Source organism: Cupriavidus sp. R6-3 (genome assembly GCF_059772245.1).
The window spans coordinates 13410-27525 of record NZ_JCBAJO010000013.1; the positions used below are offsets into that span (position 1 = coordinate 13410).

Here is a 14116-nt window from a genome sequence, read left to right on the forward strand (position 1 = left end):
GTCCGGGATGGCGGATGATGAAAAATTGCTGCATAATACGAAACCGGTCTTGTGTCTTATATAAGACTCAGATAGGACGCAGTCTCGCGATGCAGCAATGCCGGTGTCGCGAGGGCCGTTACAATGCCTCCCGCTAGGCCCGCATTTCGCCGTCTGGTCACGAACCCGCCGGCCGTTCGAAAACCCCCGTTCCGTACTGGAGACGTCATGTACCAACACATCAAGGTCCCGGCCGGTGAGAAGATCACGGTCAACCAGGATCTCTCGCTGAATGTTCCGGACAACCCGATCATCCCTTATATCGAAGGCGACGGTACCGGCTTCGATATCACCCCGGTGATGATCAAGGTGGTGGACGCGGCCGTGGCCAAGGCCTACGCCGGCAAGCGCAAGATCTCCTGGATGGAGATCTACGCCGGCGAGAAGTCGACCAAGGTCTATGGCCCGGATGTGTGGCTGCCCGACGAAACCCTGGACGTGCTGCGTGAATACGTGGTCTCGATCAAGGGCCCGCTGACCACGCCGGTCGGCGGCGGTATCCGCTCGCTGAACGTCGCGCTGCGCCAGCAGCTGGACCTGTATGTCTGCCTGCGCCCGGTGCGCTATTTCAAGGGCGTCCCCTCGCCGGTGCGCGAGCCCGAGAAGACCGACATGGTGATCTTCCGTGAGAACTCGGAAGACATCTACGCCGGTATCGAGTGGGAAGCCGAAAGCGAGCAGGCCAAGAAGGTCATCGCCTTCCTGCAGAACGAAATGGGCGTCAAGAAGATCCGCTTCCCGGAAACCTCGGGTATCGGCGTCAAGCCCGTGTCGAAGCAGGGCACCCAGCGCCTGGTTCGCAAGGCCATCCAGTACGCGATCGACAACGACAAGCCCTCGGTGACCCTGGTCCACAAGGGCAACATCATGAAGTTCACCGAAGGCGGCTTCCGCGATTGGGGCTACGAGCTGGCGCAGAAGGAATTCGGTGCCGAGCTGATCGATGGCGGCCCGTGGTGCAAGTTCAAGAATCCGAAGACCGGCAAGGACATCATCGTCAAGGACGCGATCGCTGACGCGTTCCTGCAGCAGATCCTGCTGCGTCCCGCCGAGTACTCGGTGATCGCCACGCTGAACCTGAACGGCGACTACATCTCCGACGCTCTGGCCGCGCAGGTCGGCGGCATCGGCATCGCGCCGGGCGCCAACCTGTCGGATTCGGTGGCGATGTTCGAAGCGACCCACGGTACCGCGCCGAAGTACGCCGGCAAGGACTACGTGAATCCGGGTTCGGAAATCCTGTCGGCCGAAATGATGCTGCGCCATATGGGCTGGACCGAGGCGGCGGACCTGATCATCTCGTCGATGGAGAAGTCGATCCTGTCGAAGAAGGTCACGTACGACTTCGCCCGCCTGCTCGAAGGCGCGACCCAGGTCTCGTGCTCGGGCTTCGGTCAGGTGATGATCGACAATATGTAATCGCCCGCTTCGCGCGCGTCGCGCTGCCTCTGGCTGCGCGGTGCGCGGTGTTGGCGCGAACCCCCGTTGCCGTCAGGTAGCGGGGGTTTGTTTTTTGAGCCGGGTTTAAAGCGGGCCGATGTAGGCGACCAAGGTGGACGACCAACGTGGGCGGCCAAGGTCGGCGGCCAAGGTTGGCAGCCAAGGTGGGTCGCCAAGGTGGGTGGCCAAGTTCGGCGGCCAAGGTGGGTGGCCAGGATCTATGGCCCCAGGGAGGTGGTCGATGTGGGCGGCCGATATGGGTCACCGATGCCGGCGGTCGATGTGGGCGGCCGATGCGGGGCTGCCGGAATGGAAAAGGCCCGGCATTGCCGGGCCCTTTCCCCAGGATTCAACGACCTGCGCCTCGGCAATCGATGATCCGATTGCCCCCGCCGGACGCCTGCCGCCGAAGCCTGTAGCGACCGCCGCGCGCTCTGTCGGCCGGTGCGGTCGCGATGTCGCGCTCAGGCGGCGCTCTGGATGTTCGTGGCTTGCTTGCCCTTCGGACCTTGCACGATTTCGAACGAAACGCGCTGGCCCTCTTTCAGGGTTTTGAAGCCATTCATCTGGATAGCCGAAAAGTGCGCAAACAGTTCTTCGTTACCGTCGTCCGGGGTGATAAACCCGAAGCCCTTGGCATCATTGAACCATTTGACCGTACCGCTTGCCATAAACTCCCCCAACGAAAAAACAGATTTCAAACAGGGGGGCGCTCAGGCCAGCCGCCGGCGCAACGCACCGTTGCACCAAACACTGCAGCGCCTCTGTCGAGGCGCCGCTGCCAGCTCCGTAGGCCTCCCTGCTCACGGAGCACTCGAGGTCCGGTCTGTTGCTTTGGCTCGCGGGACCGGACCTGAATGTCCGAACGATTCTTCTGGCAAACAATCAGACTGTCAACCCGGCACATTCCCGACCCTGATGCCAATGTGGCAGGAATGGGACGGCGGGCAACCGTGCTACTGTGACGGCTCGCGCAGCGCGTATTGGCACGCCCTGGGGCACGCCCTCGGGCACGCCGTTCCCCGCTGCGCCGGGCGGCGCGGTTGGAGGGGCGAGGATTGGTCCGGAAATGGTAGCTGGCCCTTGAAACCGACAGCTTTTGCCCAAATTGCAGACTTGAGCGGAGGGGTTAGAATAAAGCCATGGCTACACGGCTGGCGAATGTCCCACAACGCGATGCAGGCACCGTACTGGAGCGGAAAGAGCAGGCGCTCAAACCGCCGGCCATGTACAAGGTCGTCCTGCTGAACGACGACTACACTCCGATGGAGTTTGTCGTCATGATCCTGCAACAGTATTTCAGCAGGGACCGAGAAACGGCGACGCAAATCATGCTGACCGTCCATCGGGAAGGCAAGGGAGTCTGCGGTATCTATACCAGGGATATCGCCGCGACGAAGGTCGAGCTGGTGTCAACGCACGCGCGGCAGGCAGGGCATCCACTGCAGTGCGTGATGGAGGAAGCATGATTGCGCAAGAACTGGAAGTCAGCCTGCATATGGCCTTCGTCGAGGCCAGGCAGGCACGCCACGAATTCATCACCGTGGAGCACCTGCTGTTGGCGTTGCTGGACAACCCGACTGCAGCGGAAGTTCTGCGCGCCTGCGCGGCCAATATCGAGGACCTGCGCACCAGCCTGAAGAATTTCATCGTCGACAACACCCCCGTCGTGCCTGGTACCGACGAGGTGGACACGCAGCCGACGCTCGGCTTTCAGCGCGTGATTCAGCGCGCGATCATGCATGTCCAGTCGACCTCCAACGGCAAGAAGGAAGTCACCGGCGCCAACGTGCTGGTGGCCATCTTCGGCGAGAAGGACTCGCACGCCGTCTACTACCTGCAACAGCAGGGCGTGACGCGCCTGGACGTCGTCAACTTCATCAGCCACGGCATCCGCAAGGATCAGTCCGAGCCCGCCAAGCATGGCGACGGCGCGGCCGAGGGCGAGGGCGGCGACGGCAAGGAAAGCCCGCTGGAGCAGTACACCCAGAACATGAACGCGCTGGCCAAGGCCGGCAAGATCGATCCGCTGATCGGCCGCGAGAGCGAAGTCGAGCGCGTGGTGCAGGTCCTGTGCCGGCGGCGCAAGAACAATCCGCTGCTGGTCGGCGAGGCCGGCGTCGGCAAGACCGCGATCGCCGAAGGCCTGGCCTGGCGGATCACCAAGAACGAGGTGCCCGACATCCTCGAGAAGGCGGTCGTCTACTCGCTGGACATGGGCGCGCTGCTGGCCGGCACCAAGTACCGCGGCGACTTCGAGCAGCGCCTCAAGGGCGTGCTGAAATCGCTGAAGGACAACCCCAACGCGATCCTGTTCATCGACGAGATCCACACGCTGATCGGCGCGGGCGCCGCCTCGGGCGGCACGCTGGACGCCAGCAACCTGCTGAAGCCGGCGCTGTCGTCGGGCCAGCTCAAGTGCATCGGCGCCACGACGTTCACTGAATATCGCGGCATCTTCGAGAAAGATGCGGCGCTTTCGCGGCGCTTCCAGAAGATCGACGTGGTCGAACCCTCGGTCGACCAGACCGTGCAGATCCTGCGCGGCCTGAAGTCGCGTTTCGAGGAGCACCACGGCGTCAAGTACGCCTCGGCGGCGCTGACCGCGGCGGCCGAGCTGTCGGCGCGCTTCATCACCGACCGTCATCTGCCCGACAAGGCGATCGATGTGATCGATGAGGCTGGCGCAGCGCAGCGGATCCTGCCGAAGTCCAAGCAGAAGAAGACCATCGGCAAGGGCGAGATCGAGGACATCGTCTCGCGCATCGCCCGCATCCCGCCGCAGAGCGTCAACCAGGACGACCGCAGCAAGCTGCAGACGCTGGACCGCGATCTGAAGTCGGTGGTGTTCGGTCAGGATCCGGCGATCGAGGCGCTGGCCTCCGCGATCAAGATGTCGCGCGCGGGCCTGGGCAAGACCGACAAGCCGATCGGCTCGTTCCTGTTTTCCGGCCCGACCGGTGTCGGCAAGACCGAAGTGGCGAAGCAGCTGGCCTTCATCATGGGCATCGAGCTGATCCGCTTCGACATGTCCGAATACATGGAGCGCCATGCGGTGAGCCGCCTGATCGGCGCGCCCCCGGGGTACGTGGGCTTCGACCAGGGCGGTCTGCTGACCGAGGCAGTGACGAAGAAGCCGCACTGCGTGCTGCTGCTGGACGAGATCGAAAAGGCGCATCCGGATATCTTCAACATCCTGCTGCAGGTGATGGACCACGGTTCGCTGACCGACAACAACGGCCGGCGCGCGGACTTCCGCAACGTGATCATCATCATGACGACCAACGCCGGCGCCGAGACCATGAACCGGGCGACGATCGGCTTCACGTCGTCGCGCGAGCAGGGCGACGAGATGGCGGACATCAAGCGGATGTTCACGCCCGAGTTCCGCAACCGGCTCGACGCGATCATCAGCTTCCGCTCGCTGGACGAGGAAATCATCCTGCGCGTGGTCGACAAGTTCCTGATGCAGCTGGAAGAGCAACTGCACGAGAAGAAGGTCGAGGCCAGCTTCACCGAGAAGCTGCGCAAGTTCCTGGCGCGCAAGGGCTTCGATCCGCTGATGGGCGCGCGTCCGATGCAACGGCTGATCCAGGACATGATCCGCAAGGCCCTGGCCGACGAACTGCTGTTCGGCCAGCTGGCGTCGGGCGGCAAGGTCGTGGTCGACCTGGACGAGAAGGACCAGATCAAGCTGGAGTTCGCCGAGATCGATACCGAGCCGCCGGAGGCGCCGGAAAGCGAGCAACGCGCGGAGGCCTGATCGCAGGAAAGGAAGCGGGTGGCGGGGCGGACAAGGCCCGTCACCCGCGTTCCATGCTATCCTTCGGCAAAATAGTACGGGGCGGCAGCGATGCCGCCCCTATTCATTTGGCCGAGCACGGTGCGGGCCGCCGCCTGACGCGGCGCCGAGCCTGCCGGCAAGCTGAACGAGCCACCGATGTTTCGCCTGCGTCGTCTGATGCTGAAGTCGCTGCCGCTGGCCGCGACGTCCCCGATCCCGTTGACCGCCCACGCTTTGCCGGGCGAGTCCGCGAGCACGTACGGCGGCCACGTGGCGATGGTGCTGCCGATCCCGCCGGGCGGCAGCGGCGACGTGGTGGCCCGCCAGCTGCAGCCGGGCCTGAAGCAGGCGCTCGGCCAGCCGGTGGTGGTCGATCACCGTCCCGGCGCCGCCGGCCTGCAGGCCGCGGCCGCGGTGGCGCGCGCCCGGCCCGATGGGCACACGCTGCTGATGGCCTTCGACAGCCTCGCCCTGCAGCCGATCGCCTACAAGCAGCTGCCGTACGACACCTTCCGCGACTTCACCCCGATCTCGCAGCTGGCCCGTCATCCGCTGGTGGTCGCCGTCCATCCTTCGCTGCCGGTCGACAATATTCGTGCGCTGATCGGCCTGGCCCGGCAGCGTGACGAAGCGATCCGGGTCGCGTCGCCCGGCTCCGGCAGCCTGAGTCAGCTGGCCGCGCAGGCGCTGGCGAGCGAGGGCGGGGCGTCGTGGCGGCACGTGGCATTCAAGGGCACGGGGCCGGCGGTGCAGGCGGTGCTGTCGGACCAGGCGGACCTGGTGCTGGCGAGCTACGCGGCCGTGCAGGCCCACCTGCAGACGCGCACGCTGAAGGCGCTGGCCGTGACCGGCGAGCGCCGGCTGGCACAGCTGCCCCAGGTGCCGACCGTCGCGGAGCAGGGCCTGGCGGGCTTCGAGGCCTATGGCTGGATCGGCGTGTTCGGTCCGGCCGGACTGCCGGCGGCCGTGGTCGGTCGCCTGCATGGCGCCCTGTCGAACGCGATTCGCGCGCCGCGGGTCGCCTCGGCGCTGGCCGCGCATGGCCTCGAACCCGTGGCTGGTACACCCGAAGCGCTGGGCCAGCTGGTCCGGCGCGAGCACGACAGGTGGCAGGCGGTTGCCCGCCATGCCAATCTTCAGTTCGAATAATCGCCCCGAGACCGATCCCTGATCGATCCGGGCAATCGTCCCACCGTGACGCAAGGACAGCGGCAATGACAGCGACCATCGCAGCGCAGCGCCAGTTCGACCATGCCGTCGTGATCTGCCCCGACCTGGATGCCGCCGCGCAGACCTGGCAACGGCTCGGCTTCACGCTGACGCCGCGGGGCTTCCATACGCTGGGCTCGCAGAACCATTGCGTGATGCTGGCTCGCGACTATCTCGAGCTGATGCATGTCGACGGCCCCAGCGAGGCGCTGCAGTACTACTGGCACAGCCAGCAGCACGGCGGGGGCTGCGCCGCGCTGTCGTGCCGCAGCGACGATGCGGTGGCCGATGCCGCGACCCTGCGCGGCGGCGGCTGGCATACCGCCGAGCCGGTCGAGTTCTCGCGTCCGGTGCGCCTGGACGACGGATCGGAACACCCGGCCACCTTCCGCGTAACCGCGATGGACGACGCGCCCGGCGCCCGCTTCTTCCTGTGCGAGCACCGCACGCCCGAGCTGCTGTGGCGGCCGGAATGGATGACGCACGCGAACGGTGCGCAGGCGATCGGGACGATGTTCCTGGTGGTGGCGCCGTCGCTGGTCGATGCCGCCGCGCGGGCCTATGCCGAACTGATGGGCGCCGAGCTGACCCAGCTGAGCGAGCACGTCTGCAGCCTGGCCGTCGGCGACGCGACGCTCGTGTTGTCGACCCCGCAGGCCCTTGCCGCCGCGACCGGCACCGGCCATATCCGCCAGGCGGTGCCGGGCTATGCGGCAATCCGCTTGCGCACCGCGTCGCTGGAACAGGCGCGCGCGCTGTGGCGCGAGGCCGGCGTGCCCAGCCTCGACCTGAGCGCGACCGAGACGCTGATCCCGGCCCACGCGGCCGCCGGCGTCGCGCTGCTGTTCGAGCAGCGCTGAGGCCCGGTCACCGGGCCGGTGACTGCGCAGGGGACCGCGCCGGCGACTGCGGCGGCAACTGCGTTGGTGACTGCGTGGGTGGCTGCGTTGGCGACCGCGCCAGTGACCGCCTCGGTGACCGCGCCGGCGACCCTCAGGCTGCCGCGCCGCCGTGATGCACGCCGGTCGAGCCGAAGCCGCCGGCGCCGCGCGCCGATTCGCTCGAGAACGCTTCCACCGTCGTGAAGACCGGGCGCAGCACCGGCACGAACATCATCTGCGCGATGCGCTCGCCCGGCTGGATCACGATCGGCTCGGTGCCCGGCGCATTGCGGTTCCAGACGCTGACCATGATCGGGCCCTGGTAGTCGGCGTCGATCACGCCGATCGAGTTGCCCAGCACCAGGCCCTTCTTGTGTCCCAGGCCCGAGCGCGGCGCGATCGTCGCGGCCATATACGGGTTGCCCATATGCACCGCGATGCCGGCCGGCACCAGTTGCGCGGGCGTGCCCGGCTCGATCGTCAGCGGCGCGTCCAGGCATGCGTGCAGGTCGATCGCGGCGGCCATGTCGCTCTGGTAGCTGGGCAGGCCCCACTCGTGCAGGCGCGCGTCCAGGATCTTGATTTCGACGGTCGGGTTCGGGGAAGCGGTCATGGGAATGTGCGAATCGGGAATATGGAATACGGGAATACGGGAATACGGGAATACGGGATCAGGGGCTCGAAGGGAGACCGTGTTCCCCTTCTCCGCCTCAGGTGGAGAGGGGAGACAAGCAGGGGGCGGTGATATGCGCGATGCCGGTCAAGGCCGCGCGACCGGCAGCCGCTCGGCGATCGCCGCCACCAGCTGCCGCGCCAGCGCCAGCTTGTCCGCCCGCGGCAGACGCGTGGCGCCGCGCTCGTCGAACAGCACGATCTCGTTCTCGTCCAGGCCGAAGGTGTGGTGGCCGATATTGCCGACCAGCAGCGGCACGCCCTTGCGGCGGCGCTTCTGCTCGCCGTACTGCTCCAGGTTTTCGCTTTCGGCGGCAAAGCCCACGCAATAGGGCGCATCCGGCCGGGCCGCCACGGTGGCCAGGATGTCCGGGTTCTGCACGAAGCGCAGCGTCGGCGTGTCGGTGTCGTTGGCCTTCTTCAGCTTCTGCTCCGACACCTCGGCCGGGCGCCAGTCGGCCACCGCGGCCACCGCGACGAAGACGTCGGTGCCGCGCAGTTGCGACAGCACCGCGTCGTGCATCTGCTGAGCGCTCTGCACGTCGATGCGGGCGACGCCGCGCGGGGTCGGCAGCCCGGTCGGGCCCGCCACCACCAGCACGTCGGCGCCGGCCTCGCGCGCCGCGCGCGCGAGCGCGAAGCCCATCTTGCCCGACGAGCGGTTGGTGATGCCGCGCACCGGATCGATCGCCTCGAAGGTCGGGCCGGCGGTGATCAGCATGCGGCGGCCCGACAGCACCTTCGGCTGGAAGTGGGCCACGATATCGTCGAGCAGTTCCTCCGGCTCCAGCATGCGGCCGTCGCCGACCTCGCCGCAGGCCTGGTCGCCGCTGCCCGGACCGAGCACCGCGACGCCGTCGGCGCGCAGCTGCGCGATGTTGCGCTGGGTCGCGGGCGCCATCCACATCTGCCGGTTCATCGCCGGCGCCACCAGCAGCGGGCAATCGCGCGCGATGCACAGCGTCGACAGCAGGTCGTCGCACAGGCCGTTGGCCAGCCGCGCGAGGAAATCGGTCGAGGCCGGCGCGATCACGATCGCATCGGCCTCGCGCGACAGGTCGATATGCGCCATGTTGTTGGCGATCCGGCCGTCCCATTGCGAGGTGAACACGGGGCGCCCGGACAGCGCCTGCATCGTGACCGGCGTGATGAACTGCGTCGCCGCCTCGGTCATCACGACCTGGACGGTGGCGCCGGCCTTGGTCAGCAGCCGGACCAGCTCGGCCGACTTGTAGCAGGCGATGCCGCCGGTCAGCCCGAGTACGAGATGTTTGCCGCGCAGATCCATGGAGTGGCCTTCGATGCGAGGGGGAGGGAGTCGATGATACCGGCGCGCCGAACGACGCGCCGGCTCATCGCACGGCGCGCTTCGGCGCGGGCTCAGTGCCGGCGCACCCGCCGGAATTCGTCGACGATCAGCAGCACCGCGCCGACCGTGATCGCGCAGTCGGCGACGTTGAACGCCGGCCAGTGGTAGCCACGCAGGTGGAAGTCGAGAAAGTCGACCACATGCCCATAGACGATGCGGTCGATCACGTTGCCGATCGCGCCGCCGAGCACCAGCGACACCGCCAGGCTGAACAGCCTCTGGCCGGCATGGCGGAACAGCAGCCAGACGATGAACGCGCCGACCGCCAGCCCCAGCCCGGTGAAGAACCAGCGCTGCCAGCCGCCGGCGTCGGCCAGGAAGCTGAACGCGGCGCCCTTGTTGTAGACCAGCACCAGGTTGAAGAAGCCGGTGACCGGGCGCGATTCTCCATAGTCGAAGCTGCGCACGATCACGATCTTGAAGAACTGGTCCAGTACCACGACCAGCGCGGCGAAGGCCAGCCACAGCAGCGGCGTGCCGCTGCGGCTCTTGTTGCTCGCGGCCCGGCCGCGGGCGGTACGGGTGGTCGCGGCCATCAGGCGTGGCTCCTCGGTTCACCGGCGCCGAACAGATTGCTGGTGCAGCGGCCGCACAGGGTCGGATGCGCGGCGTCATGGCCGACGTCCTCGCGATAGTGCCAGCAGCGCTCGCACTTGGCATGGCTGGACGGATGCACGGTCACCAGCAGGTCGCCCGCCTCGGGCGCCGGCGACACCGTGGCGGCCGAGGTCAGCAGCACGAAGCGCAGATCGTCGCCGAGGCTGGCCAGCGCCTCCAGCGCCGGACCACCGGCCTGGATCGACACCTCGGCCTGCAGCGACGAGCCGATGCCGCCTTCGGCCCGCACCGCCTCCAGCTGCTTCGTCACCTCCGCGCGCACCGCGCGCACCGCGTGCCACTTCTGCAGCAGATCGTCGGCCTGGTCGACCTCCGGCACCGTGTAGTAGGTGCTGGTGAAGATCGTGTCGGCATGCGCGGTGCCGTGCGCGAACACCTGCCACGCTTCCTCGGCGGTGAACGACAGGAACGGCGCCATCCAGTGCAGCATCGCCTGCGTGATGTGGAACAGCGCGTTCTGCGCGGCGCGGCGCGCCTTCGAGTCCGGCGCGGTGGTATAGAGCCGGTCCTTCAGCACGTCCAGGTAGAAGCCGCCCAGGTCCTCCGAGCAGAACGTCTGCAGCTTGGCCACCACCGGGTGGAACTCGTAGACGTCGTAGTGCGACAGCACTTCCTTCTGCAGCTGCGCGGTCAGCGCGACGGCGTAGCGGTCGATTTCCAGCCATTCCGACGGCGGCAGCGCGTCGCGCGCGTGGTCGTAGTCGGTCAGGTTGGCCAGCAGGAAGCGCAGCGTATTGCGGATGCGGCGGTAGCCCTCGACCACGCGCTTCAGGATCTCGTCGGAGATCGACAGCTCGCCCGAGTAGTCGGTCGAGGCCACCCACAGGCGGATGATCTCCGCGCCCATCTTGTTGGCGATGTCCTGCGGCGACACGGTGTTGCCGACCGACTTCGACATCTTTCGGCCCTCGCCGTCGACGGTGAAGCCGTGCGTCAGCAGCGCCTTGTAGGGCGGCTTGCCGTACAGCATCGAGGCGGTCAGCAGCGACGAGTGGAACCAGCCGCGGTGCTGGTCCGAGCCTTCCAGGTAGAGGTCGGCCAGGCGGCCGTCCGGCGTATCGGCGGCCGCATCGTACAGGTCTTCCCGATGCGAGCCGCGGATCACGGTCCAGTGCGTGGTGCCCGAGTCGAACCACACGTCCAGCGTGTCGCGGTTCTTCTCGTACATCGCGGCGTCGGCCTCGCCCAGTTCGGTCAGGAAGGCGGTCGCGTCCAGCGTCTGCCAGGCCTCGATGCCATGCTGCTCGACGCGCTTGGCCACGGCTTCGAGCAGCTGCGGCGTGCGCGGATGCAGCGCGCCGGTTTCCTTGTGGACGAAGAACGCCATCGGCACGCCCCACTGGCGCTGGCGCGACAGCGTCCAGTCCGGCCGGTTGGCGATCATGTTGTGCAGGCGCTGCTTGCCCCAGGACGGGTAGAAGGCGGTCGCCTCGATGCCGGCCAGCGCGGTCTCGCGCAGCGTCGGGCCGTTGTCGGCGGGCACCACATCCATGCCGGCGAACCACTGCGAGGTCGCGCGGTAGATGATCGGCGTCTTGTGCCGCCAGCAGTGCATGTAGCTGTGCTCGTAGCGGTGCGAGTTGAACAGGCTGCCCGAGGCCTTCAGCGTCTCGACGATGCGCGGATTGGCGTCCCAGATCGACAGGCCGCCGAACAGCGGCAGCCAGCTGGCATAGACGCCGTCGCCCATCACCGGGCTCAGGATGTCCTCGTCGCGCATGCCGTGCGCCTTGCAGGACTGGAAGTCCTCGATGCCGTAGGCGGGCGCCGAGTGCACGATGCCGGTGCCGGTATCGGTGGTCACGTAGTCGCCGAGGTAGATCGGCGACAGGCGGTCGTAGCCGGCGTCCATCTTCGCCAGCGGATGGTGGAAGCGGATCTCGGTCAGCGCCGCGCCCGAGCAGGTCGCCACGACCTTGCCTTCCAGCTCGTAGACCTTGAGCTGTTCCTCGACGCGCTCGGCGGCCAGGATCAGGAAGCCGCGCGGTGTGTCGACCAGCGCGTATTCGACTTCGGGATGCAGGTTCAGCGCCTGGTTCGACGGGATCGTCCAGGGCGTGGTGGTCCAGATCACGATCCAGCCGGGCTTCGCGCCCAGCGTTTCCAGCGGCACGTGGAAGGCGCGCGCCAGCTTGTCGGTCTCGGCGAACGGGAAGCCGACATCGATCGACAGGTCGGTCTTGTCCTTGTACTCGACCTCGGCCTCGGCCAGCGCCGAGCCGCAGTCGAAGCACCAGTTGACCGGCTTCAGGCCGCGGAAGACGTAGCCCTTCTCGAGGATCTTGCCGAGCGCCCGGATCTCGTCGGCCTCGTTGCTGAAGTTCATCGTCAGGTAGGGATCGTCCCAGTCGCCCAGCACGCCCAGCCGTTCGAAGTCCTTGCGCTGGCGCGCGATCTGCTCGGTCGCGTAGGCGCGCGCCTTGGCCTGGACCTCCTGCACCGGCAGGCCCTTGCCGTACTGCTTCTCGATCTGGATCTCGATCGGCATGCCGTGGCAGTCCCAGCCCGGCACGTAGACGGCGTCGAGCCCGCTCAGCCCGCGCGCCTTGATGATCATGTCCTTCAGGACCTTGTTGACGGCGTGGCCGATGTGGATGTCGCCGTTGGCATACGGGGGGCCGTCGTGCAGCACGAACTTCTTCGCGCCGCGACGCGCCGCGCGGATCGCCTGGTAGATCTTCTTTTCCTGCCACTGCTTGACCCACAGCGGTTCGCGCTTGGGCAGGTCCCCCCGCATCGGGAACGGGGTGTCGAGCAGGTTCACCGGGTATTTGCTCTTCTCGGCGCTCTTGTTCTCCGGCTTGGCGCCGGCCTTGGCTTGCTTGGTGTCGGACATGACGATTCTCAGGGCGATTCGGTGAGCGCCCGGCCCGGGCGGTGCGGGCCGGCGCGAAAATTGGGGCTGGGTCGGCGGTGACCCGGCTGCGCGCGCATGCGCGGCGAAAGCCGGCCGCTAGCTAATTCGGTCCGTGGCCGAGGTGGTGCGCTCCGCCGGCGTGCCGGCAGCGCCGGCGGCGTCCGCCGCGGCCTGCGCATCGGGCTCGGTCATGCCGAAGAAGGCGCGCGCGTCGGCGCAATCCTTGGCGATCGCCGCGGTCAGCGCTTCCAGCGAGTCGAAACGCGCTTCGTCGCGCAGCTTCTTGATGAACTCGACCCGCACCAGCTTGCCGTAGACGCTGCGGTCGAAATCGAACAGATGGACTTCCAGCAGCACCCGCCCGGCGTCCTCGACCGTGGGCCGCACGCCGATGCTGGCCACGCCGGGCAGCGGGGTGTCGGCGATGCCGTGCACCTGTACCACGAAGATCCCGTTGACGGCCGGGCGCTTGTGCGGAATGCGCAGGTTCAGCGTCGGAAAGCCGAGGTCGCGGCCCAGCTTGCGGCCATGCACGACGTGGCCGCTGATCGCATAGCCATGGCCCAGCAGCCGGCGCGCGTGGTCCAGGTCGCCCTCGGCCAGCGCCTGGCGCACCGCCGAACTGGAAATCCGCACGCCGCCCTCGGAGACCGAACCCATCTGCTCGACGTCGAAGCCGTAGCGCTTGCCGGCCTGCTGCAGATAGGCGAAGTCGCCGGCGCGCTTCGCGCCGAAGCGGAAGTCGTCGCCGACCAGCACCCAGCGCGCATGCAGCCCGTGCCACAGCACGTTCTCGACGAAGGCTTCGGGGGACTGGGCGGCGAAATGGGCGTTGAAGTGCTCGACCACCACGCGGTCGACGCCGTTGCGGCGCAGGCTTTCGAGCTTGTCGCGCAGCAGCGCGATGCGGGTCGGGGCGCGGTCCGGCGTGAAGAATTCGCGCGGGTGCGGCTCGAAGGTCATCACGCACAGCGGCAGTCCGCGCGCGTCGGCGGCCGCGCGCGCGCGCGCGAGCAGGGACTGGTGGCCCCGGTGCACGCCATCGAAATTGCCAATGGTCAGTGCGCAGGGTGCCCGGCTCTCGGCATTGGGCAGGCCGCGGAAGACTTTCACGAGGACGGCGACAATCGGTTGGATAAAGGCAGGATTATAAAGGGAATGGGCGCTTTCCCCCCGCCTTGCGGCACAACACTGCCCGGTGCCTGCCGGGCGGCCGTGGCGCGGGCACCCTCGGCTGTGTCGAGGCC

Annotated in this window: 11 protein-coding genes; 5 read left to right on the forward strand and 6 right to left on the reverse strand. The window is 67.3% G+C overall.

The annotated features are described in order from the left end of the window. Window positions 1-207 precede the first annotated feature (207 nt). On the forward strand, window positions 208-1458 hold the full coding sequence (gene icd, locus AC6EI8_RS04525) for an NADP-dependent isocitrate dehydrogenase (RefSeq protein ID WP_149316701.1): 1251 nt from the start codon (window positions 208-210) through the stop codon (window positions 1456-1458). 485 nt (window positions 1459-1943) lie between these two features. Here the strand turns inward: icd and AC6EI8_RS04530 are convergent, their stop codons facing one another. After that, window positions 1944-2150, reverse strand: coding sequence for a cold-shock protein (locus AC6EI8_RS04530; protein WP_006578050.1), 207 nt, complete (start codon window positions 2148-2150; stop codon window positions 1944-1946). Between the two features lie 471 nt (window positions 2151-2621). Here AC6EI8_RS04530 and clpS point away from each other — a divergent pair, with 471 nt between their 5' ends. The 4 genes from clpS (at window position 2622) to AC6EI8_RS04550 (ending at window position 7332) form a co-directional block, all read left to right on the forward strand. Further along, complete coding sequence (gene clpS, locus AC6EI8_RS04535) at window positions 2622-2948, forward strand: ATP-dependent Clp protease adapter ClpS (protein WP_006578051.1); 327 nt, start codon at window positions 2622-2624, stop codon at window positions 2946-2948. Then, window positions 2945-5242: an ATP-dependent Clp protease ATP-binding subunit ClpA gene (gene clpA / locus AC6EI8_RS04540; RefSeq protein WP_149316702.1), complete on the forward strand. Its 2298-nt coding sequence runs from the start codon at window positions 2945-2947 to the stop codon at window positions 5240-5242. Before clpS ends, clpA begins: the two co-directional genes overlap by 4 nt. A 177-nt stretch (window positions 5243-5419) precedes the next feature. Further along, on the forward strand, window positions 5420-6412 hold the full coding sequence (locus AC6EI8_RS04545) for a tripartite tricarboxylate transporter substrate-binding protein (protein WP_498381392.1): 993 nt from the start codon (window positions 5420-5422) through the stop codon (window positions 6410-6412). A gap of 65 nt (window positions 6413-6477) precedes the next feature. Next, on the forward strand, window positions 6478-7332 hold the full coding sequence (locus AC6EI8_RS04550) for a VOC family protein (RefSeq protein WP_150083368.1): 855 nt from the start codon (window positions 6478-6480) through the stop codon (window positions 7330-7332). A 133-nt stretch (window positions 7333-7465) separates the two neighbouring features. Here the strand turns inward: AC6EI8_RS04550 and dut are convergent, their stop codons facing one another. The 5 genes from dut to AC6EI8_RS04575 form a co-directional block, all read right to left on the reverse strand. Further along, the gene (dut, locus tag AC6EI8_RS04555) at window positions 7466-7966 is read right to left on the reverse strand and encodes a dUTP diphosphatase (protein WP_149316705.1); all 501 of its coding nucleotides are present in this window, start codon (window positions 7964-7966) and stop codon (window positions 7466-7468) included. Window positions 7967-8113: 147 nt separating this feature from the next. Continuing rightward, the gene (coaBC, locus tag AC6EI8_RS04560; RefSeq protein ID WP_149316706.1) at window positions 8114-9313 is read right to left on the reverse strand and encodes a bifunctional phosphopantothenoylcysteine decarboxylase/phosphopantothenate--cysteine ligase CoaBC; all 1200 of its coding nucleotides are present in this window, start codon (window positions 9311-9313) and stop codon (window positions 8114-8116) included. A 92-nt stretch (window positions 9314-9405) separates the two neighbouring features. After that, window positions 9406-9930, reverse strand: a complete 525-nt coding sequence (gene lspA, locus AC6EI8_RS04565) for a signal peptidase II (RefSeq protein WP_006578057.1) — start codon at window positions 9928-9930, stop codon at window positions 9406-9408. After that, window positions 9930-12848 carry an isoleucine--tRNA ligase gene (ileS, locus tag AC6EI8_RS04570; protein WP_498381393.1) on the reverse strand — a complete coding sequence of 973 codons (2919 nt, stop codon included), beginning with the start codon at window positions 12846-12848 and terminating at the stop codon, window positions 9930-9932. The genes lspA and ileS overlap by 1 nt, the downstream gene beginning before the upstream one ends. A gap of 117 nt (window positions 12849-12965) precedes the next feature. Then, window positions 12966-13982, reverse strand: a complete 1017-nt coding sequence (locus AC6EI8_RS04575; protein WP_149316708.1) for a bifunctional riboflavin kinase/FAD synthetase — start codon at window positions 13980-13982, stop codon at window positions 12966-12968. Window positions 13983-14116 lie beyond the last annotated feature (134 nt).

Coding starts and splice junctions, on each gene's coding strand:
- dut (WP_149316705.1), bottom strand. CDS start 7,966: ATGACCGCTTCCCCGAACCCGACCGTCGAAATCAAGATCCTGGACGCG.
- AC6EI8_RS04545 (WP_498381392.1), top strand. CDS start 5,420: ATGTTTCGCCTGCGTCGTCTGATGCTGAAGTCGCTGCCGCTGGCCGCG.
- clpA (WP_149316702.1), top strand. CDS start 2,945: ATGATTGCGCAAGAACTGGAAGTCAGCCTGCATATGGCCTTCGTCGAG.
- clpS (WP_006578051.1), top strand. CDS start 2,622: ATGGCTACACGGCTGGCGAATGTCCCACAACGCGATGCAGGCACCGTA.
- ileS (WP_498381393.1), bottom strand. CDS start 12,848: ATGTCCGACACCAAGCAAGCCAAGGCCGGCGCCAAGCCGGAGAACAAG.
- AC6EI8_RS04530 (WP_006578050.1), bottom strand. CDS start 2,150: ATGGCAAGCGGTACGGTCAAATGGTTCAATGATGCCAAGGGCTTCGGG.
- AC6EI8_RS04550 (WP_150083368.1), top strand. CDS start 6,478: ATGACAGCGACCATCGCAGCGCAGCGCCAGTTCGACCATGCCGTCGTG.
- lspA (WP_006578057.1), bottom strand. CDS start 9,930: ATGGCCGCGACCACCCGTACCGCCCGCGGCCGGGCCGCGAGCAACAAG.
- icd (WP_149316701.1), top strand. CDS start 208: ATGTACCAACACATCAAGGTCCCGGCCGGTGAGAAGATCACGGTCAAC.
- coaBC (WP_149316706.1), bottom strand. CDS start 9,313: ATGGATCTGCGCGGCAAACATCTCGTACTCGGGCTGACCGGCGGCATC.